14 protein-coding genes are annotated in these 19,655 nt (G+C 72.2%); 6 read left to right on the top strand and 8 right to left on the bottom strand.

Going from position 1 to position 19,655, the window contains the following annotated elements; all coding sequences use genetic code 11:
* The first annotated feature begins 3 nt into the window (after positions 1-3).
* From treY to BLR90_RS04820, 3 genes are all read left to right on the top strand, one after another.
* Positions 4-2,289, top strand: a complete 2,286-nt coding sequence (treY, locus tag BLR90_RS04830) for a malto-oligosyltrehalose synthase (RefSeq protein ID WP_091022965.1) — start codon at positions 4-6, stop codon at positions 2,287-2,289.
* A complete protein-coding gene (treZ, locus tag BLR90_RS04825) occupies positions 2,286-4,052 on the top strand; it encodes a malto-oligosyltrehalose trehalohydrolase (RefSeq protein ID WP_174812343.1) in 1,767 nt (588 codons plus the stop codon). The genes treY and treZ overlap by 4 nt, the downstream gene beginning before the upstream one ends.
* 123 nt (positions 4,053-4,175) lie before the next feature.
* Entirely contained in the window at positions 4,176-4,664 is a 489-nt protein-coding gene (locus BLR90_RS04820) for a DinB family protein (RefSeq protein ID WP_245715151.1), read from the top strand.
* Positions 4,665-4,867: 203 nt separating this feature from the next.
* Here the strand turns inward: BLR90_RS04820 and BLR90_RS04815 are convergent, their stop codons facing one another.
* The 5 genes from BLR90_RS04815 to BLR90_RS04795 form a co-directional block, all read right to left on the bottom strand.
* Entirely contained in the window at positions 4,868-5,812 is a 945-nt protein-coding gene (locus tag BLR90_RS04815) for a universal stress protein (protein ID WP_091022963.1), read from the bottom strand.
* Positions 5,813-5,905: 93 nt separating this feature from the next.
* Positions 5,906-9,226, bottom strand: a complete 3,321-nt coding sequence (gene cydD / locus BLR90_RS04810) for a thiol reductant ABC exporter subunit CydD (RefSeq protein WP_091022961.1) — start codon at positions 9,224-9,226, stop codon at positions 5,906-5,908.
* Positions 9,227-9,233: 7 nt separating this feature from the next.
* Positions 9,234-10,253, bottom strand: a complete 1,020-nt coding sequence (gene cydB, locus BLR90_RS04805) for a cytochrome d ubiquinol oxidase subunit II (protein ID WP_091022959.1) — start codon at positions 10,251-10,253, stop codon at positions 9,234-9,236.
* A 15-nt stretch (positions 10,254-10,268) separates the two neighbouring features.
* The gene (locus tag BLR90_RS04800; RefSeq protein WP_091023281.1) at positions 10,269-11,714 is read right to left on the bottom strand and encodes a cytochrome ubiquinol oxidase subunit I; all 1,446 of its coding nucleotides are present in this window, start codon (positions 11,712-11,714) and stop codon (positions 10,269-10,271) included.
* 243 nt (positions 11,715-11,957) lie between these two features.
* Positions 11,958-12,947 (bottom strand): Acg family FMN-binding oxidoreductase, encoded by a 990-nt coding sequence (locus BLR90_RS04795; protein ID WP_091022957.1) that lies wholly within the window; start codon positions 12,945-12,947, stop codon positions 11,958-11,960.
* A 183-nt stretch (positions 12,948-13,130) separates the two neighbouring features.
* Here BLR90_RS04795 and BLR90_RS04790 point away from each other — a divergent pair, with 183 nt between their 5' ends.
* A complete protein-coding gene (locus BLR90_RS04790) occupies positions 13,131-13,790 on the top strand; it encodes a response regulator (RefSeq protein WP_091022955.1) in 660 nt (219 codons plus the stop codon).
* A 37-nt stretch (positions 13,791-13,827) separates the two neighbouring features.
* Complete coding sequence (locus tag BLR90_RS04785) at positions 13,828-15,573, top strand: sensor histidine kinase (RefSeq protein ID WP_091022953.1); 1,746 nt, start codon at positions 13,828-13,830, stop codon at positions 15,571-15,573.
* 79 nt (positions 15,574-15,652) lie between these two features.
* Here BLR90_RS04785 and BLR90_RS04780 read toward each other — a convergent pair whose 3' ends face one another.
* The 3 genes from BLR90_RS04780 to BLR90_RS04770 are packed head-to-tail and all read right to left on the bottom strand — an operon-like array spanning position 15,653 to position 19,000.
* Positions 15,653-16,609 carry an SGNH hydrolase domain-containing protein gene (locus BLR90_RS04780; protein WP_143016107.1) on the bottom strand — a complete coding sequence of 319 codons (957 nt, stop codon included), beginning with the start codon at positions 16,607-16,609 and terminating at the stop codon, positions 15,653-15,655.
* Between the two features lie 52 nt (positions 16,610-16,661).
* Positions 16,662-17,513 carry a ScoMcrA-related endonuclease gene (locus BLR90_RS21225; RefSeq protein ID WP_218029275.1) on the bottom strand — a complete coding sequence of 284 codons (852 nt, stop codon included), beginning with the start codon at positions 17,511-17,513 and terminating at the stop codon, positions 16,662-16,664.
* Between the two features lie 35 nt (positions 17,514-17,548).
* A complete protein-coding gene (locus tag BLR90_RS04770) occupies positions 17,549-19,000 on the bottom strand; it encodes an SDR family NAD(P)-dependent oxidoreductase (RefSeq protein WP_091022949.1) in 1,452 nt (483 codons plus the stop codon).
* A gap of 117 nt (positions 19,001-19,117) precedes the next feature.
* On the opposite strand from BLR90_RS04770, the gene BLR90_RS04765 reads away from it, so the two are divergent.
* Positions 19,118-19,552: a DUF5994 family protein gene (locus tag BLR90_RS04765; RefSeq protein WP_091022947.1), complete on the top strand. Its 435-nt coding sequence runs from the start codon at positions 19,118-19,120 to the stop codon at positions 19,550-19,552.
* Positions 19,553-19,655 lie beyond the last annotated feature (103 nt).

The following is a 19,655-nucleotide window of genomic DNA, read 5'->3' as shown; positions in this document are numbered from 1 at the left end:
GGCATGCCGGCTCGGGCCCCCCACAACACCTACCGTCTGCAGATCACCGCCGACTTCGACCTGTTCGAGGCCGCGCGGCGCCTGCCCTACCTGCACGACCTGGGCGTCGACTGGGTCTACCTGTCACCGATCCTGGTGGCGGAGCCCGGCAGCACGCACGGCTACGACGTCGTCGCGCACGACACCATCGACCCGGAGCGAGGCGGCCCCGAGGGGCTCGCGGCGCTCTCGGCCGAGGCGCGCCGGCTCGGGCTGGGGGTGCTGGTCGACATCGTCCCCAACCACGTCGGGGTCGCGAGCCCGAAGATCAACGCCTGGTGGTGGGACCTGCTGACCCACGGCCGCGAGTCGGCCTACGCGTCATACTTCGACGTCGACTGGGACTTCGGCAACGCGCGGCTGCGGATCCCGGTCATCGGCGACGGTGACGAGGGGTCGATCCAGGTGGCTGAGGGCGAGGTGCGCTACCACGACCACCGCTTCCCGCTGGCGCCCGGGACGAGCAGCCACGACGAGCAGCACTACGAGCTGGTGTCGTGGCGGGCTGCGGACTCCGAGCTCAACTACCGGCGCTTCTTCGCCGTCAATACCCTGGCCGCGATCCGGGTCGAGGACCGCGAGGTCTTCGACGCCAGCCACGTCGAGATCCGGCGCTGGTTCGACGAGGGCCTGGTCGACGGGCTGCGTGTCGACCACCCCGACGGCCTGCGCGACCCACGCGGCTATCTCGACGACCTCGCCGGGATCACCGGTGGCGCCTACGTCCTCGTCGAGAAGATCCTCGAGGAGGGCGAGGACCTGCCGACGTCGTGGGCCACCGCCGGCACCACGGGCTACGACGCGCTCGCGCTCGTCGACCGGGTCCTGACCGACCCCGCCGCGCGCGGTCCGCTCGACGATCTCGAGGCCCGGCTCCGGGGGAGCGAGGTCGACTGGCACGCGCTCATCCGCGGCACCAAGCGGATGATCGCCGACGGCATCCTGAACTCCGAGGTACGCCGGATCGTGCGGGAGCTGCCGGCCTCGGTGGAGGGCGTCGGCGTCGCCGCGCTCGAGGACGCCGTGGCCGAGCTGCTCGCCTGCTTCCCGGTCTACCGCTCCTACCTGCCCGACGAGCGGGAGCACCTGGACGCGGCGTTCGCCGCCGCGCGCCGCTCCCGGCCGGACCTGACCGTCGTACTCGATGCGCTGGAGCCGGTGCTGGGCGACCCGACGGCCGAGGCCGCGCTGCGCTTCCAGCAGACCAGCGGGATGGTCATGGCCAAGGGCGTCGAGGACACCGCGTTCTACCGCTACTCTCGTCTCACCTCGCTCAACGAGGTCGGTGGCGACCCGGGCGTGTTCTGCGTCGGCGTCGACGTGTGGCACGACCGGATGGCCACGCGACAGGGCACCTGGCCCGACGCGATGACCACGCTCTCGACCCACGACACCAAGCGCGGCGAGGACGTGCGGGCCAGGATCACGGTGCTCTCGGAGCTGCCCGAGGTCTGGGAGGAGTCGCTGTCCCAGCTGCTCGAGCTGGTGCCCGCGCCCGACCCCGGCTTCGCCTCCCTGCTCTGGCAGGCCGTGCTGGGCTCGTGGCCCGCGTCGCGCGAGCGGCTGCACGCCTATGCCGAGAAGGCCATGCGCGAGGCCGGTGACCGCACGCTGTGGACCGAGCCCAACGCCGACTACGAGGCCGCCGTGCACGCGATGGTCGACGCGGCGTTCGACAACGCCCAAGTCGGCAAGGTCCTCGACGGGCTGCTCGACCGCGTCGTCGCACCGGGCTGGGTCAACTCGCTGGCAGCCAAGCTCCTGGCGATCACGATGCCGGGCGTGCCCGACGTCTACCAGGGCAGCGAGCTGTGGGAGCAGAGCCTGGTCGACCCCGACAACCGGCGCGCGGTGGATCTCGACGCCCGCGCCTCGCTGCTCGCCGGGCTCGACGAGAGCGCGCCCGCGGCCTCGGTCGCGCTCGACGACCTGGGCGTCGACAAGCTGCTCGTCACGACCCGCGCGCTGACCCTGCGCCGCGACCGGCCCGAGCTGTTCACGTCGTACTCACCCGTGACGGCGTCGGGCGAGGCGGCCGACCACGTGCTGGCCTTCGACCGTGGGGGAGCGGTCACCGTCGTCACCCGGCTGCCGGTCGGTCTCGCCGCGCGCGGCGGCTGGGGCGACACCACGCTGGCGCTCCCCGACGGCCGGTGGCGCGACTCGCTGACCGGGCGGTCCGTCTCGGCCGAGGTGGCCGACGTGCTGCGCGACCTGCCGGTCGCGCTGCTGGTGAAGGAGGACTCATGACGCGGCCCAGGACCCCGCGACTGACTGGGGGACGCTTCGACGTGTGGGCGCCGCGCCCGGCGCGGGTGCGGCTCTCGGTCGCCGACCAGGTGGTCTCGATGAGCCGGGGTGCGGATGGCTGGTGGACGCCCGCCGGCCCGGTGCCGGACGGCGAGGTCGACTACGGCTTCCTGCTCGACGACGATGAGACCCCGCGGCCCGACCCGCGCTCGCTGCGCCAGCCCCACGGGGTGCACGAACGCTCGCGGACCTACGACCCGGCGTCGTTCTCCTGGACCGATGAGGGGTGGACCGGGCGGCAGCTCGCCGGCTCGGTGATCTACGAGCTCCACGTCGGGACGTTCACGCCCGAGGGCACCTTCGACGCGGCGCTGGGGCGGCTCGACCACCTGCGCTCGATCGGCGTCGACTTCGTCGAGGTGATGCCGGTCAACGCCGTCAACGGCACCCACAACTGGGGCTACGACGGGGTGTTGTGGTCCGCGGTCACCGAGGAGTACGGCGGTCCGGAGGGTTACCAGCGCTTCGTCGACGGCTGCCACGCGGCCGGGCTCGGCGTGATCCAGGACGTCGTCCACAACCACCTCGGGCCGTCGGGCAACTACCTGCCGCTGTTCGGGCCGTACCTCAAGTCGGGCGCCAACACGTGGGGCGACCTCATCAACCTCGACGAGGAGGGCTCGGCGGAGGTACGCCGCTACATCCTCGACAACGTGCGGCTGTGGCTGAACGACTACCACGTCGACGGGCTCCGGCTCGACGCCGTGCACGCCCTGTCGGACGGCTCCCCGGTGCACCTGCTGGAGGAGATGGCGATCGAGGTGGCGGCGTACTCCGCCCACCAGCGGCGCCCGCTCACCCTGATCGCGGAGTCCGACCTCAACGACCCGCGGCTGGTCACCCCGCGTGAGGCCGGCGGCTACGGCCTCGACGCCCAGTGGAGCGACGACTTCCACCACGCCGTGCACGTCGCGCTGACCCGGGAGACCGAGGGCTACTACGCCGACTTCGAGCCGATCACGGCGCTGGCCAAGGTGATGGAGCGCGGCTTCTTCCACGACGGCACGTTCTCGTCCTTCCGCGAGCGCGACCACGGCGTACCGATCGACACCGCCGCCATGCCCACCTGGCGCCTGGTCGTCTGTAGCCAGAACCACGACCAGATCGGCAACCGCGCGACCGGTGACCGGATCACCGAGCACCTCGACGACGACCAGCTCGCCTGCGCCGCGCTGCTGACCCTGGCCTCGCCCTTCACCCCGATGCTCTTCCAGGGCGAGGAGTGGGCGGCCTCGGAGCCGTTCCAGTTCTTCACCTCGCACCCCGAGCCCGAGCTCGGCAGGGCGACGGCCGAGGGCCGGATCGCGGAGTTCGAGAGGATGGGCTGGGACCCCGCGGTCGTCCCCGACCCCCAGGACCCCGAGACGTTCCGCCGCTCCAAGCTCGACTGGTCCGAGCTGGGTTCGGGCCGGCACGCCCGGATCCTCGCGGTCTACCGCCGTCTCGCCGAGCTCCGCCGGTCCCTGCCCGAGCTGACGGACCCGTCGTTCCTGCGTACGTCGTGCCGCGTCGACGAGTCCGCCCGGACCTTCGTGATGGAGCGGGGCTCGGTCACCGTCGCGGTCAACCTCGGCGACTCCCCGGTGGAGCTCGACGTACGCCCCGGTGAGCTGCTGTTCATGACCGAGTCCGGCGCCGCTCTCTCCGGTGGGCGGCTGTCGCTGCCCGGGCATGGTGGCGCGCTGCTCCAGTCGCCTCGGTAGTCCCACGGATCTCAGCAGATGCTGAGATCCGTGTCGTTCCGGGCCGTTGCAACTCCCCAGAACGACAGCGAAAGGACCGGAACCTCCCGGCCCGGCCGGCCGCGCCCTCGGTAGGTTGAACGTGTGACCCACGACCACGACGCCACCTCCGCCAGGGCGCTGCACGACCAGCTCGAGGAGTTCCTGGACCAGCACCGCAAGGCGATGTACGACAGCCTCGAGGGGCTGACCGAGGAGGAGTCCCGCCGCCAACTGGTGCCGTCGCTGACCACCCTGCTGGGCCTGGTCAAGCACGTGACGTTCGTGGAGCGCGTGTGGTTCGACGAGGCCGTCACCGGTCGCTCCCGCGCGGAGATCGGCATCCCCACGACCGTGGACGAGTCCTTCACCCTGGCGCCGGACGACACCATCGAGTCGATCCGGGCGTCGTACGCCGAGGCGTGCGACGCGTCCCGCGCGGCCGCGGCGACGCTGGACATCGACGGCGTCGTCACCGGCAACCGTCGTGGCCGGCTGCCCCTGCGGTGGGTCTACCTGCACATGCTGCGCGAGATCGCCCAGCACTGCGGGCACGCCGACATCCTGCGCGAGCAGGTGCTTGCCTCCCGCTGACCCGGCCGGATCGCGCTGAACCCGCGACGCCGGAGGCGCAGCGCACCTGCGGTTTGGTCACAAACCGCAGGCCCCGGGGCCGAAAAGCTGTTGTTTGTGACCAAACGGCGGTCCCCCGGAACGCCACCGACCCGCCACTCCCGGGGGACGAGGGAGGCGGGTCGGTGGTGTCGGTGCAGTCGGCGCACCAAGAACACGAGGAGTCAGCCGACGGCTGACCCGTTGGTGCGAGCGAAAACGGTCTCGACGGGGACGACGGCGACGACACAGCTCGCGTGCTCGACCACGTTGGCCGCGACCGAGCCGAGGAGCACGTTGCCGAGCCCGCTGCGGTGGTGCCGGCCGACGACGACGAGGTCCATCCGCTCGGCGGCCGTGGTCAGGGCCGCGGTGGGCAGGCCCCGGGTGACGGTCTGGCGGACGTGGACATCGGGGTAGCGCTCGCCGAACCCGCTGACAGACTCGGCCAGCCGGATCCGTGCGTCGTCGACGCCGGGGTCGGTGCCCTCGTCGCCCAGGCTGTCGCCCGTGGTCGCGATCAGGTCCCAGACGCTGTAGAGCACGGTCAGGGGCAGGTCGTGCGTGGAGGCGTACCGGTAGGCGAACTCCAGGACCGGGGTCGAGTCGGCAGTGCCGTCGACGCCGACGAGGACGCCCTGGCGGACCAGGCCCTGGTTGTGGGGCCGGATCACCACGACGGGACAGGACGCCTCACGCGCCAGCCCGACACTCACCGAGCCCAGCAGGACGCTGCGCAGGGGCCCGTGACCGCGCGAGCCCACGACCAGCAGTGCCGCGTCGCGCGACAGCTCGAGGAGGACCTGGCGGGGGTGCGCGGTACGGACGACGCTGTGGACGCTCAGCTCGGGGAACCGTTCGGTGACCCGGGCGGCGGCCTGCTCGACCAGCTCGTGGCCGGCGACGCTGAGCTCGTGGAGCACCCGACCGGCGTGCGGGTCGGCCTCGAGGAGGTAGGCGGTCCCGGCCGTGGGACCGCGGCCGAGGGTTCCGGTTCCGTGTGCCAGCACCAGCGGCCGTCCCTCCTGGTGGGCCTGCACGGCTGCCCAGTCGACGGCGCGTTCGGAGTGGTCGGAACCGTCGATGCCGACGACGACGGCGCCCGCGGGGTGCGCGTTGGTGGTGTCCATGCATCGAGCCTGTCTCGTCGGGCCCGTCCACAGAACGGGCCGAGGACCCGGCCCCGAGGGACCTAGGACCCCTTCGGCCCAGGGCGCCGCGGTCTAGCGGCGGACCCGCGAGGAGGCGGGGGACGTCCCGTCGAGGTCGATCGTGCGGTCGACGAGGTCGAGCCCGACCGGCTCGTGGGTGATCCACAGGACGCTGCGGCCGCCGGGCGCGTCGAGGATCTCGTGGGCGAGCTCGACGGCGGTGGCGTGGTCGAGGTGGGCCGTCGGCTCGTCAAGCACCAGCACCGGCTGGTCGGCCAGGACCGACCGCGCGATCGCCAGCCGCGCGCGCTCGCCGCCCGAGACCTGCGCGTGACCGTCACCGAGCCACGTGTGCAGCCCCTCGGGCAGCGAGTCGAGCCAGGGGCCGAGCCGCGCCCGTCGGAGCGCGACCTCGACGTCGTCGTCGGTGGCGGACGGCCGCGCCAGCCGGACGTTCTCGACCAGCGTCGATGCGAAGACATGGGGGTCGTCGTCGACCAGGCCGACCCGACGCCGTACGTCGTCCAGCGCGAGGTTGTCGAGCCGGGTGCCGCCCATGGTGACTGTTCCGGTGAGGGGGTCGAGGAACCGCAGCATCAGCGCGGCGAGGGTGCTCTTGCCGGAGCCGGACCGGCCGACGACCGCGACCCGCGCGCCGAGCCCGAGCTCGAAGGAGAGCCCGTCGAGGCAGGGACGGTCGCGCTCCCACCCCGCGGACACCTCGTCCAGGCCCATGGCCGACGACGCGGGCAGCGGGCGGCCGACGATGTCGCGCACAGCGGGGGACTGGCGCTCGAGACGGTGCAGCCGGGCGGCGGCCGCGTCGGTGCGCGCGGACAGGGCGCCACCGTCGACCACGACCGTGGCGGCCTCGGCCAGCGCGAGCGGGACCAGCACCAGGAGCGCGGCCATGGGGGCCGAGAGACGGCCGTCGCTGACCCCGGGCGAGACCAGCCACGCCATGGTCGCCACTCCGACCCCCGAGGACAGGAGTACGACGCCGCGCGCGGCACCCAGCCAGCGGCTGGCGCGCACCCCGGCACCGGTGAGCCGCCTGCCGACGGCGGCGACCCGGCGGCCGGCGGCCTCCTCGGCCTGCCACATCACGAGCTCGGGAGCCACCTGCGTGACCTCGACGACCGCGGCGGAGAGCTCCGCCCGCAGGGACACCCCGACCCGCTCGCGCCGTCCCGCCCCGAGGCGCGCGAGCAGGAAGCCGGTGCCGGTGCCGACCAGGGCGATGCCGGCGACGACCAGGCCGGCCCAGGGCAGCAGCAGCGTCGCGACGGCGGTCGAGACCGCGACCACCCCGAGGTAGCCGAGCACGGGGAGCCGCACCCGCAGCTCGCGGTCGACCACGCTGTCGACGTCGTCGACGATCGAGGCGAGCACGTCGCCGCGGCGTCGACCGAGCCGGCCCGGAGTGAGCGGGACGACGGCGTCGTAGACCTGCACCCGCCGCTCGGCGAGCATCCGCAGGGCCATGTCGTGTGATCGCAGCCGCTCGGCGTAGCGCAGCACCGGCCGGGCCAGGCCGAAGAGCCGGACGCCCACGATGGCCACCATCAGGGTCAGCACCGGCGGCCGGGTGGAGGCCTGGACGATCAGCCAACCCGCGGTGGCGGTGAGGGCGACGCCGGAGCTCGAGGCCAGCGAGCCGAGCACGATGCTCGACCACAGGGACGGAGGAGGGTCGCCGGGCTCGGCCTCCGACGGCAGCTCGAGACGTCCCGGCGCCGGCGCGGCCACACCCGCACCGACGGCCAGAGGTACGACGGGCCGCGCGGCGGCGGTGAGCGCGAGCACGTGGTCGGCGAGCGCGACGAGAGCGGGCCGGTGGGCGACGACCACGACGGCGCCGGTGCGCCCGAGCTCGACGATGGTGTCGGCGATGATCCGTTCGGTGAGCTCGTCGAGGTGGGCGGTCGGCTCGTCGAGCAGGGTCCACGGGCGGCGGGACAGCACCACGCGGGCCAGGGCCAGGCGGGCCCGCTCGCCGGCGGACAGCGCGGTGCCGTCCTCGGTGACGCCGGCGAGGAGCCCGCCGGGCAGGTGGCGGACCCGCTCGGCCAGGGCCACCTGGTCGAGGGCCGCCCACAGCTCGTCGTCGGTGGCGTCGGGGCGCGCCAGCCGCAGGTTGTCCGCGACGCTCGCGGCGAGGAAGACGGGCCGCTGGGGGAGCCAGGCCACCTGCGACTGCCACGCGGCCCCCGAGCACGGGCGCCCGTCGACGGTGACCGAGCCGTCGGTGGCCGGGAGCAGGCCGGCGACGGCCGAGAGCAGCGTGGACTTCCCGCAGCCGGACGGTCCGGTGACGACCGTGACGCCGCGCGCCGGAACGACGGCGGTGAGGTGCTCCACCGCCGGGGCGAGGCGCCCCGGGTAGGTCACGGTCAGGTCGGCGACCACGAGGTCGCCGGCCCCGAACGGTGGCGCGGCCTGGTCGTCGTACGGCGCGGCATCGAGGAGCTCCTGCACCGCCTCGAAGGTCGCGACCCCCTCGGCGGCGGCGTGGAACTCGGCCCCCACCCGGCGCAGCGGCCAGTAGGCCTCGGGCGCGAGGAGCAGCACGAACAGGGCGGTCGTGAGGCCGACGTGGCCCTCGGCGAGCCGGACGCCGATCACCACCGCGACCAGGGCCACGCTGAGCGTGGCGACGAGCTCGAGCACGGCCGAGGAGGCGAACGCCAGGCGCAGCGTGGCCTGGGAGGCGCGTCGGTAGCGGTCGGTGACCTCGGCGATCCGGCGCGACTGGGCGCGGGCGCGCCGGTGGGCGACCAGGGTGGGCAGGCCCCTGACCACGTCGAGGAAGTGCCCGGACAGGGCGGCCATCGCCGCCCACTGCTCCTGGGCGCGGTCGCGGGTGGCGAGGCCGACCAGGGCACCGAAGACGGGGATCAGGGGGAGCGTGCACGCGACGATCACGGCGCTCCACAGGTCCTGGGTGGCGATCACGGCGAGCGTGAGGAGCGGCAGGATCCCCGCGAGCACGGCCGCCGGCAGGTAGCGGGTGAGGTAGGGCTCGGCGGCGGCCACGCCGCGCGTGGCCAGCACCGACAGCTCTCCGCTGGAGACGGCCGGGCCGGCGAGGGGGCGGCGCAGGACCGCCCCGACCACGGTGCGGCGCAGGTGGTTGCCGACCAGGGCGGCGGCCCGGGCCGCCAGCACGTCGGTGACCCAGGAGATCCCGGCGCGGGCGGCGAAGACGAGCACCACGCCCACCGCCCAGCGACCGAGCGGCTCGTCACGGACCGTGGCGACGACCAGGCCCGTGACGAACCACGCTTGTGCGACGACCAGGACGGCACCGGCGACCCCGGCCACCATGACCCCGGCGAGCGGGAGGCGCGCCGGGGCCAGGTGGGGTCGGAGTCGTGGGTCCGTCGGTCTCATCCGCGGCTCACCGACGCGTGGGCGTGGGCAGCGGTGCCGGGATGTGGTCGACGGAGATCCGGCGCCGGAAGACCCAGTAGGTCCAGGCCTGGTAGGCCAGCACGACCGGCGTGAAGATGACCGCGACGACGGTCATGATCTTGAGCGTGTAGTCGGTCGCGGCTGCGTTGGCCGTGGTGAGGCCGGTGCCGTCGGCCAGGGTCGTGGGCATCACGTCGGGGAACAGCGCGAGGAACAGGCCGGCCACCCCCAGCCCGATCGCCACGAACGTGCCGATGAAGGCCCAGCCCTCCCGGCCGGCGAGCACGGCGAGCAGCCCGCCGACCAGGGCGACGGCGGCCACGGCGAACGCCACCGCGGAGCCCACCGTGCCCGTGTCGATCTGCGTCCACCCGAGGAAGACCACGGTGACTGCCGCTGCGGCGACACCGATCTTGAGGGCCAGCTCCCGGGCGTGCTCGCGGACCCGGCCGTCGGTCTTCAGCGAGATGAACACGGCGCCGTGGGTCAGGAACAGCAGCAGCGTGGTCAGCCCGCCGAGCAGGGCGTAGGGGTTGAGCAGGTTGAAGAAGCCGCCGGCGTACTCCATGTCGGCGTCGATCGGCACCCCGCGCAGGATGTTGGCGAACGCCACGCCCCACAGCAGTGCCGGCACCGCGGAGCCGATCACGATCGCCAGGTCCCAGCGGGCACGCCACTGGGCCTCGTCGCGCTTGGCGCGGTACTCGAAGGCGAGCCCGCGCACGATCAGGGCGACCAGGATCAGCAGCAGCGGGAGGTAGAACCCGCTGAACAACGTGGCGTACCACTCGGGGAACGCCGCGAACGTCGCACCGCCGGCGACGAGGACCCACACCTCGTTGCCGTCCCACACGGGACCGATGGTGTTGATCAGGACGCGACGCTCGTTCTCCTCGCGGCCGATCACGGGCAGCAGCATGCCGACGCCGAAGTCGAAGCCTTCGAGGACGAAGTACCCGACCCACAGGACGGCGATCAGGATGAACCAGACGGTGGTGAGCTCCATGACTGTCTCCGGGTCTCAGTAGGCGAAGGCGAGGGGGCGGTCGGAGTCGCTGTCGGGGCGCTCCGGGGGCAGGTCGTCGTCGTCGATCTTCTCCGCGCCGCGGGCGGCGTAGGCCAGCAGGAGCTTGATCTCGACCACCGCCAGGACGCCGTACAGCAGCGTCAGGACGACCAACGAAGTGAGGGCCTCGCCGGGCGAGACGCTCGGTGAGACGGAGCGCGCGGTCGTCATGAGCCCGAAGACGGCCCAGGGTTGGCGGCCCATCTCGGTGAAGATCCAGCCGAACGAGTTGGCGAACAGCGGCATCAGTGGGAGCGCGACCGCCGCACGCAGCAGCCACTTCCCGCCGGGCGTGCGGCCGGCCCTCGTGGCCCACAGGATCCAGCCGGCGACCGCGGCGCCCAGGAGGCCGAGGCCCATCATCAGCCGGAAGCTCCAGTAGGTGAGTGGGATGTACGGCGTGTAGTCACCCTCCGAGTAGTACTCGGCGCCCGGGTCGGAGCCGTACTCCTCCAGGTACTGCTCGCGCAGGTCGTTGATGCCGACGACCTCGCCGTCGAACGTGCCGGTCGCCAGGAAGGACAGCAGCTTGGGGACCTCGATCGAGAACTTCTCGGTCTTGCCGTCCAGCGAGCCCACCTCGAACAGCGAGAAGGGCGCCGGTTGCTCGGTGTCGTAGAGCGCCTCGGCGGCCGCCATCTTCATCGGCTGGACCTCGGTCATCACCTTGCCCTGGAAGTCGCCGGAGACAGTCACGGCCAGACCGGCGACGAGCACGATCCACGCGGAGGAGCGGACGGCGGAGCGGTACATCCCGCGGTCCTCGTCATCGCGGGCCCTACGCAGCTGCCAGAACGCCACACCCACCACGAAGGCCGCGCCGGTCATGTAGGCGGCGAAGACCGTGTGCGGGAACGTCACCAGCTGGACCTTGTTGAACATCACCGCGGCGAAGTCGTTCATCTCGGCACGGCCGGTGTCGGGGTTGTAGATGAAGCCGACCGGGTTCTGCATGAACGAGTTGGCGGCCAGGATGAAGTAGGCCGAGAAGAGGGTGCCGATGTGCACCAGCCAGATGCAGGCGGCGTGCAGCTTGGCCGGCAGCCGGTCCCAGCCGAAGATCCACAGCCCCAGGAACGTCGACTCCAAGAAGAACGCCAGCAGCCCCTCGATCGCCAGCGGGGCGCCGAAGACGTCTCCCACGAAGCGCGAGTAGTCGCTCCAGTTCATGCCGAACTGGAACTCCTGCACGATGCCGGTCACGACCCCGATCGCGAAGTTGATCAGGAACAGCTTGCCGAAGAACTTCGTGAGCCGCAGCCAGCGTGGGTTGCGGGTGCGTACCCAAGCCGTCTCGTAGCCCGCGATGATCGCCGAGAGCCCGATGGTGATGGGAACGAAGAGGAAGTGGTAGACGGTCGTGATGGCGAACTGCCACCGGGCGATGTCCAGGGTGTCCAGGTCCACGGGATTCTCCTGCTGGGCTGGGGAGCGGGCGGGTCAAGGCTAGGAACGGTCGGGGGGTAGCGGTCACCGCCAGGAGTCCCCTCGGGTCGGGACCAAGGTCCCGACGGGCCGGGACTCCAGGTGGTGAGAGTCACAGGTGGCTGACGGTTCTGAGGTCCACCTCCACCAGGGGCGCGTCGGCATGGGGCGGTCGTCGCCCTTCCAGGAGAGGAAGGGGCTCGGACGGCCAGGCGGTGATCACGGGAGCAGGACCTCCTCGACCGGTCGTCGGGGAGTGCGGGGCAGCTCGCTGCGGCCGATCTCCTGCCAGCCGATCCGGGTGATGATCTGGGGCCGGGTCAGGCCGCCGAGGACCTCGAGCCGCAGCGACTCACGCGTGGACGGCAGCTCGATGACCTGGCTCAAGGGGACGACGCTCAGCCCGTCGACGGTGGCGGCCAGCCACATCTGGCTCAGCGCCTCGCCCGCCAGCAGCCACGAGCGTTGGTCGTCGGTGTCGGTGCAGATGACCAGCAGCCCGTCGGTGTTCTCCACGAGTTCGCGCGCCTCGTACGACGTCTCGCCGGGGCCGAAGCGCGAGGGCTGGCTGTGCGGATGTCCGGACAGGTCCGGGACCGCCGCCGAGGGGACCCCGTCGACCTGGCTGCGGTCGATCCACCGCTGGTGCTCCTCGGCGTAGCGCTCGTCGGCGGCCTGCTGGTCCAGCGCGCGGTTGACCAGCAGCTCGACCCGGAAGCGTGAGGTCACGTCGACCAGGGGCACCACCTGGACCCCGGGGACGTCCACGGACGCCGCTAGCTGGGCCAGCCGCTGCTCGGGGACCGGCCACGACGTGAAGCGCCGCCGGTCGGTGCTGCGCTGCCCGAGGGCCGCGAGGTCCTCGACCGCGCGCGGGGTCCGCGGCCGCTGGGTCAGGCGGAGGGTGGCCAGGTGGCTGGGATCGGCCGGATCGGTCGGGTACTCCACCTCGGCGGGGTAGCCGAGGGCGGCCGCGGCCACGCGGGCGTGGTGGAGCGCGGCACCGCAGCTCATGACCAGGTTGCGCCCCGAGGGGTCGGCCACCTCAAGCTGGCGCGAGAAGTCGGCGTACAGCTCGATCCGCATCCCGTCGATGCGCCACAGCCAGGGCTGGGTGTTGTGAACGCTCGGGGCGCCGCAGGCGAGCTCGACGATCCGCAGCCCCGGCACGTCGCCGGGCTGCTCGTGGGCCGTCGAGCTGGTGTTCATCATCGATCCTCGTCTGCGCGGTTCGCCCGGCGACCAGTGCCGGCCCGTCAGCGTCTCGCTCAAGAGTCGGTGGTCACACCGGCACCGCACAGGGACGAAGGTCCCGCCGGCGGGGGGTCCTCGGGACCGAGTTGACCCAACGGGTGGCACGGCCCGCGCACCGGTAAGAACTAGAGTGGTGCCATGACGGATGACGCACCCGAGCCGCAGACCATCAAGGTCTTCCTCCTTGACGACCACGAGATCGTGCGGCGTGGGATCAGGGAGCTCCTCGAGAACGAGGGCGACATCGAGGTCGTGGGGGAGTCCGGGTCGGCCGAGGAAGCCATCCGCCGGATCCCGGCGCTGCGTCCCGACGTCGCCATCCTCGACGGCCGTCTCCCCGACGGCACGGGCATCGACGTGTGTCGCGAGGTGCGCTCGATCGACCCGTCGATCAACGCGCTGATCCTCACGTCGTACGACGACGACGAGGCGCTGTTCGCCGCGATCATGGCCGGCGCGTCCGGCTACGTACTCAAGCAGGTCCGCGGCAACGACCTGATCGACACTGTACGCCGGGTCGCGGCGGGGCAGTCGATGCTCGACCCCGCGGTCACGGCCCAGGTCCTCGAGCGGGTGCGCTCCGGGCCCAAGGTCGACCCGTCGCTCGAGCAGCTGACCCCGCAGGAGCAGCGGATCCTCGAGCTCATCGGCGAGGGCATGACCAACCGTCAGATCGGCACCACCCTGTTCCTGGCGGAGAAGACGGTGAAGAACTACGTCTCCTCGATGCTGGCCAAGCTCGGTCTCAGCAGCCGCACGCAGGCCGCGATCTTCGCGACCAAGCACCAGCAGCCCTGAGCGGGCCCCGGCACCCTGCAGGCGCTACGGTCATGGCATGACCGAGGGCAGTGGCGCCGCCTCCAGCCTGGACCCCGACGAGGGACCCGAGACCAGATCGGCGCTCGGTGACACCGGTTTCGACGACCTGCTGCGCGAGGTCCTGAACCGGGTCCACGGGGTGCTGGACGAGCAGGCTCGCTGGCAGCTGCTCCTCGACGCCGTCGTCACCATGGCCGCCGGCCTGACGCTGGACGCGCTGCTGGCCCGGATCGTGACCATCGCCGCCGACCTGGCCGGCGCCTCCTACGCCGCTCTCGGCGTGCTGGGCGAGGGCCCCGACAAGCGGCTGCGCCTGTTCGTCACCCACGGGATCGCGCAGGAGGTGATCGAGGAGATCGGTGAGCTGCCCACCGGGCACGGTCTGCTCGGCCTGATCATCGACCGGCCGGAGCCGCTGCGGCTGCACGACATCGCCGAGCACCCCGAGTCCTACGGCTTCCCGGCGCACCACCCGCCGATGAGCTCGTTCCTCGGGGTGCCGGTGCGCATCCGCAACAACGTCTTCGGCAACCTCTACCTGACCGAGAAGCTCGGTGGCGGTGACTTCACCGAGCAGGACGAGAAGATCGTCGTCGCCCTGGCCGCGGCCGCCGGTGTCGCCATCGAGAATGCCCGGCTGCACGAGGAGGCCACCGAGCGTCAGCGGTGGCTCAGCGCCACCGCCGACATCGCCGGCCTGGTGTTCGCGTCGGCCCCGGGCGTCGAGGCCCTGCACGTCATCGCTGACCGGGCCCGCAAGGTCTCCGGTGCCGACCTCGTCTGGGTCGCCTCGGGGATCGACGCCGACAGCCTTACCTTGCAGGCCGTGGCCGGGACGACGACCCACCTCGCGGCCATGGCCGCTCAGCCGATGGAGCGCTCGCTCGCCAGCGAGGTCGTCCAGACCGGCTTCCCCGTCATGGTCGACGACATCACGACCGACCCGCGGGCCGCCGACGTGGCCTCGGCGCTGGGCTGGCCGCGGGTGGGCCCCGCGATCGCCGTACCCCTGAAGAGCGCCGAGGGTGTCGAGGGCGCCCTCGTGTTCGCCTGGGCCCCCGAGCGGGTGTCTGCCGTCCACGCCCTCGACCTGGCCCTGCCGTCGAGCTTCGCCGAGCAGGCCGCGCTCGCCCTCCAGGTCGCGGCCGGCCGCGAGGACGCGCAGCGGCTGCTGCTGTTCGAGGACCGCGACCGGATCGGGCGCGACCTCCATGACCTCGTGATCCAACGGCTGTTCGCCATCGGGCTGGGCCTCGAGAGCGTGTCGCGCCAGATCGACCGTCCCGAGGTGGCCCAGCGGCTGAGCACCGCCGTCGACGACATCGACGCCACGATCCGCGACATCCGTCGCTCGATCTTCGCCCTGGGCTCCATGGACGACGCCGCCGACGTCCAGGCCGAGGTGACCCGGATCGTGGAGCGGGCCGCGACGACCCTGAAGTTCCGGCCCACGCTGCGCTTCGTCGGGCCGGTGCGCACACGGATCCGGCCGGAGGTGGTGCCGGACGTCCTCGCCGTCCTGGGGGAGGCCCTCTCCAACGCGGCACGGCACGCCGAGTCGACCGCCGTCGAGGTGGTGCTCAGCGTCTCCGACGACATCCGGCTGCTGGTGCGCGACAACGGGCGCGGCGTGCCCGAGGGCGCCCTCGAGAGCGGCATGTCGAACATGCGTCAGCGCGCCGACCGCCTTGGCGGTCAGTGCCTGGTCGAGTCGGCACCGGGCCTGGGGACCACCGTCGAGTGGTCCGTCCCGGCCGGCTGAGCCCGGATCCGGGCTCGGCCTGGATCCACCGATCTCCGGCTGCTACGCGCCGCCGCCCATCGGTGGTTCCAGGCTCAGCTCAGCGCAGCGCGCGGAAGGTGTCGCGGAAGTAGGGCCGGAGCTGGCGCACCTTGGTGGCGCTGAGGTGCAGGTCGTCGTAGAACGTGTAGACGTCGTCGACCATGCCGTGGCAGACGTAGTCGTCGCAGAAGGCGTCGTTGACCTCGATCAGCCGGGGCTTGCCGGCCAGCTCCTTCATCAGCCCGCGCAGCCACTTGCGGGTCTTGTACTCGTCGTAGATCGCGCTGTTGCGGCGCAGGTCGCAGGTGTAGGGGTCCTCACCGGTCGCGCACGGGGCGAGGCTGCGCGGCACGGTGGCCGTCTGCCCGATCACGTCGACGTCGACCCCGACCTTCCCCAGCGCGGGGAAGAGCGGTCCGGCGCTGCGCATGAAGAGCGCGACCATCTGCTTCACCCAGTCGTTGTAGCCGTAGTAGGCCTCGCCCGCCCCGGCCTTGATCTCACGGTCGGCCCGGCGGTAGCCGGCCCAGCTGGATCCGAGCACGACCCGGACGTCCTGCGGACCCGCCTCCAGCTTCTTGACGAACTTCATCGCCATCGCGTTGTGCTTCTCGCAGATCGACGCGTAGCCGCCCGGGGGCGCCTGCAGCGGCACCTTCACCGGCGGGCAGCCGCCCATGAAGAAGCCGACCAGGTTGGCGCGGCGGGCCTTGGCGGCCGCCTGGAGCGCCGGGACGTACTGCCAGGCGTGGGAGTCGCCCCAGATCACGACCGTCGGCCGGGCCTTGCGGAACTCGGTGACGAAGCAGACTCCCGGCTTGGTCGGGATCTTGTGGAGGTCACCCTCGCAGCGCGGTGGCAGCCGGGGATAGTCGGTCGACGGGTCGACCCGGGCCTGGGCCAGCGACGCGGGTGCGGTGAGGGTCGCGAGCACGGCCAGGGCCAGGGCGAGCAGCAGCAGCCGCACGGCCTGACGAGGGCGCGCGGCTGCGGATCGGTCACCGAGAGGGGGCATGACTGCTCAACTTACCCGGGCCGGATCGGTCACGCGTGCGAACTGCGGAGCGTCAGTTGCAGTCGTCGCAGATGCCGGTGGCCGGCAGCTGCAGGTTGCAGATCGGGCAGTGCGCGTGGACCTTCTCCTGCGCGCGGATCTTGCGCTCGCGGCCCCGGGTCGCGGCCAGCTTGGGGGTCAGGGCGGCGACGCCACCACCCTCAGGCAGGTCGGCACCGAAGTGGCGGTAGCAGCGCAGGCGCTCCTGGGCGGCGTGGTCGTCGGCGTCGGCGGGGACCTCGCCGGTCGCGGCGAGGACGGCCGGGGCGTACGACGCACCGACGCTGCCGTCGGTGGTGACGCACAGCGAGGAGAGCAGAGGTTCGTCACGGCGCGCGCACTCGGCGGCGACGCGGGTCAGCACGTCGCCGATCCAGTAGTGCGTGAGCTGCTTGGTGCGGATGCCGGTGCGGTTCTGGGCCAGGGTCGCGAGCTCCTTGGTCGTCACCACGGCGTGGTACTGGCCGGCGGTCTCGATCAGCCCGCCGCGGGCGGCCTCGGCCCAGGCGTCGCGCGACTCGTCGAGCGGCAGGTCGGCGGCCTCGCGCCACTCACCGGTGGCGGGCTGGTCGGCCAGGCCGGTCGCGTCGACGAACGTGACGTCGAACTCGAGGTGGCGCAGCAGGTTGGCGACGCCCTCCTTCTCCGCGGCGAAGCGGGCCCGGGAGGCGGCGGTGCCGGTGGCGTACTTGTAGGCCACGCCCAGGATCGCCTTCGAGTCGTAGCTCTTGCCGTCGTGCCACAGGAGGTAGTCGTGGGTCTTTCCGAAGCCGTAGGCCCGCTGGAAGCTGTCAGCCCCTCGCTCGTCGCACTCGGCGATGGCACTCAGGACGTGGTCACGGGTCACAGCATGGAAGTCGGGCACACCTCCCACTCTAGGCCCGGGTGCCCCGAACTCCCTCACCAGGGACTGGGACGGTAGTCCTTGACGAAGCATCCGTACAGGTCCTCGCCGTGTTCGCCGAGGACGATCGGGTCGTAGACCCGGGCCGCGCCGTCCACCAGGTCGAGCGGCGCGTGCCATCCCTCGGCGGCGATCCGGAGCTTGTCCTGGTGGGGTCGCTCGTCGGTGATCCACCCGGTGTCGACCGCGGTCATCAGGATCCGGTCGGTCTCGAACATCTCCTCCGCGCTCGTGCGGGTGAGCATGTTCAGCGCGGCCTTGGCCATGTTGGTGTGCGGGTGCCCGGCGCCCTTGTAGCGGCGGGAGAACTGCCCCTCCATGGCCGAGACGTTGACGACGTAGCGGCGGCGGGCGGCCGAGGCCCGCATCGCGGGCCGCAGGCGGGAGATCAGCAGGAACGGCGCGATCGAGTTGCACAGCTGCACCTCGAGGAGCTCGAGGGGGTCGACGTCCTCGACCTTCTGGGTCCACGAGTTGACCCGCTGGAGGTCCGGCAGGAGGCCGCCGGCGTCGACCGCCGTTCCGGCCAGGTGGGCCTCCAGGGAGGCGTTGCCGGCGCTCAGCGCGAGGGCGGTCATCGACGCCGGCGACTCGCCGAGGTGGTGGGCCACCGGATGCTCGCGCAGGGTGCCGGCGATGGAGGCGGGGTGCAGCTCGGAGATCCGGTCGAACGTGACCATCTCGGGCAGCGCGAGGTCGGTGGGCAGCGGCGCCAACTCGCCGTCGACGAGGGGCCCGTAGGAGCCGGGGGAGCGGCGCACGGTCTGGCAGGCGTTGTTGATGAGGATGTCGAGCGGACCCGCCGCGGCGACCTCCTCGGTGAGCGAGATGACCTGGGTGGGGTCGCGCAGGTCGATGCCGACCACGGTGAGCCGGTCGATCCAGTCGGCGGCGTCGGGCATCGCCGCGAACCGGCGTACGGCGTCCTTGGGGAAGCGGGTCGTGATCGTGGTGGTGGCGCCGTCGCGCAGCAGCCTCAGGGCGATGTACATGCCGATCTTGGCCCGACCGCCGGTGAGCAGCGCGCGCCGGCCGGTGAGGTCGGTGCGCTGGTCGCGCTTGGCGTGGGACAGGGCGGCGCACTCGGGGCACAGCCAGTGGTAGAACGCGTCGACCAGGGTGTAGTCGTTCTTGCAGATGTAGCAGCCGCGCGGGTTGATCAGCTCGCCCGCGAAGGCGCCCGCGGCGCTCGAGACGAGCGGGATGCCCTCGGTCTCGTCGTCGATCCGCATCGGCGAGCCCGTGGCCGTCAGCTCGGTGACCGCCCGGTCGGCGGCGAGCTCGGCGGCCCGCTTGCGCGCGCGGCGCTCGTGCTTCAGCGCCTTGTACATGTGGGAGGCGGCGTGCTTGACCGTGCGGAGGTCCGGATGGTCGTCGGGCAGCTCGTGCAGGCGGTTCAGCACCCGGACCGTGGTCTCGAGGTCCTCGGGGTCGATGCCGCTGGTCACCGGCGAATCGTACGGCGAACCGGACGAGGCACTGGCTTCGAGGGCTTAGGCTGACGGTGACCTCGCCGGTGGACGGGCCCATCACGGGCCGGCCCCGGCATCAGGAAGGCGGTCCGCATGACGGCGTCACCCGCAGTTGCGCCCACCGCCACCGACGAGCCCGAGCCGCCCCGCCTGGCCCTCGCCGAGGCGTTCTACTCCGGTCCGCTGGACGGGGCCTGGTGGCCACGCTCGCGTGACCTCCAGCGCGAGGCTCCCATCCTCGTCGACGGGTTCCCCGCCGACCGGGGCCGGATCTCCCGGCTCCTGGTCTCGCCTCCCGACTGGGACCGCACCGGCGCGCACGTGGTCGCCAAGCGCGGCCAGGTCAACATCGGCCGGTTCCCCGGGGACGACGTCCACGTCGTCGTCCTCAGCCTCGGCGGCGGCACCCGGCTGCGGCTCCTGGTGATCGACGCGAGCACCAACCAGGCCACCGCCCAGGCGCTGATGCGCGAGGCGAGCTCGCCGGGCAACCGGCGCGATGCCAGCGCGCTCCTCTCGTCCTGCTGAGGGCCGCTTCGGGCCCTTGTCTCAAGGAAACCTCAAGGTTGGGCGTGGGGGTCTGCAAGGTTGGGCCTGATCGCTACTTGAGGTGCGTTTCGGCTGTCAGGGT

The sequence above is a fragment of the Nocardioides szechwanensis genome (assembly GCF_900103935.1).
Classification (GTDB): Bacteria; Actinomycetota; Actinomycetes; order Propionibacteriales; family Nocardioidaceae; genus Nocardioides; species Nocardioides szechwanensis.
Note: the sequence above shows the minus strand (reverse complement) of the source record. Positions and strands in the feature narration are given on the sequence as shown.

Excerpts from the sequence above, each read along its gene's own strand:
- treY (WP_091022965.1), top strand. The coding sequence starts at position 4 with ATGCCGGCTCGGGCCCCCCACAACACCTACCGTCTGCAGATCACCGCC.
- treZ (WP_174812343.1), top strand. The coding sequence starts at position 2,286 with ATGACGCGGCCCAGGACCCCGCGACTGACTGGGGGACGCTTCGACGTG.
- BLR90_RS04815 (WP_091022963.1), bottom strand. The coding sequence starts at position 5,812 with ATGGACACCACCAACGCGCACCCCGCGGGCGCCGTCGTCGTCGGCATC.
- cydD (WP_091022961.1), bottom strand. The coding sequence starts at position 9,226 with ATGAGACCGACGGACCCACGACTCCGACCCCACCTGGCCCCGGCGCGC.
- cydB (WP_091022959.1), bottom strand. The coding sequence starts at position 10,253 with ATGGAGCTCACCACCGTCTGGTTCATCCTGATCGCCGTCCTGTGGGTC.
- BLR90_RS04795 (WP_091022957.1), bottom strand. The coding sequence starts at position 12,947 with ATGAACACCAGCTCGACGGCCCACGAGCAGCCCGGCGACGTGCCGGGG.
- BLR90_RS04790 (WP_091022955.1), top strand. The coding sequence starts at position 13,131 with ATGACGGATGACGCACCCGAGCCGCAGACCATCAAGGTCTTCCTCCTT.
- BLR90_RS04785 (WP_091022953.1), top strand. The coding sequence starts at position 13,828 with ATGACCGAGGGCAGTGGCGCCGCCTCCAGCCTGGACCCCGACGAGGGA.
- BLR90_RS04780 (WP_143016107.1), bottom strand. The coding sequence starts at position 16,609 with ATGCCCCCTCTCGGTGACCGATCCGCAGCCGCGCGCCCTCGTCAGGCC.
- BLR90_RS04765 (WP_091022947.1), top strand. The coding sequence starts at position 19,118 with ATGACGGCGTCACCCGCAGTTGCGCCCACCGCCACCGACGAGCCCGAG.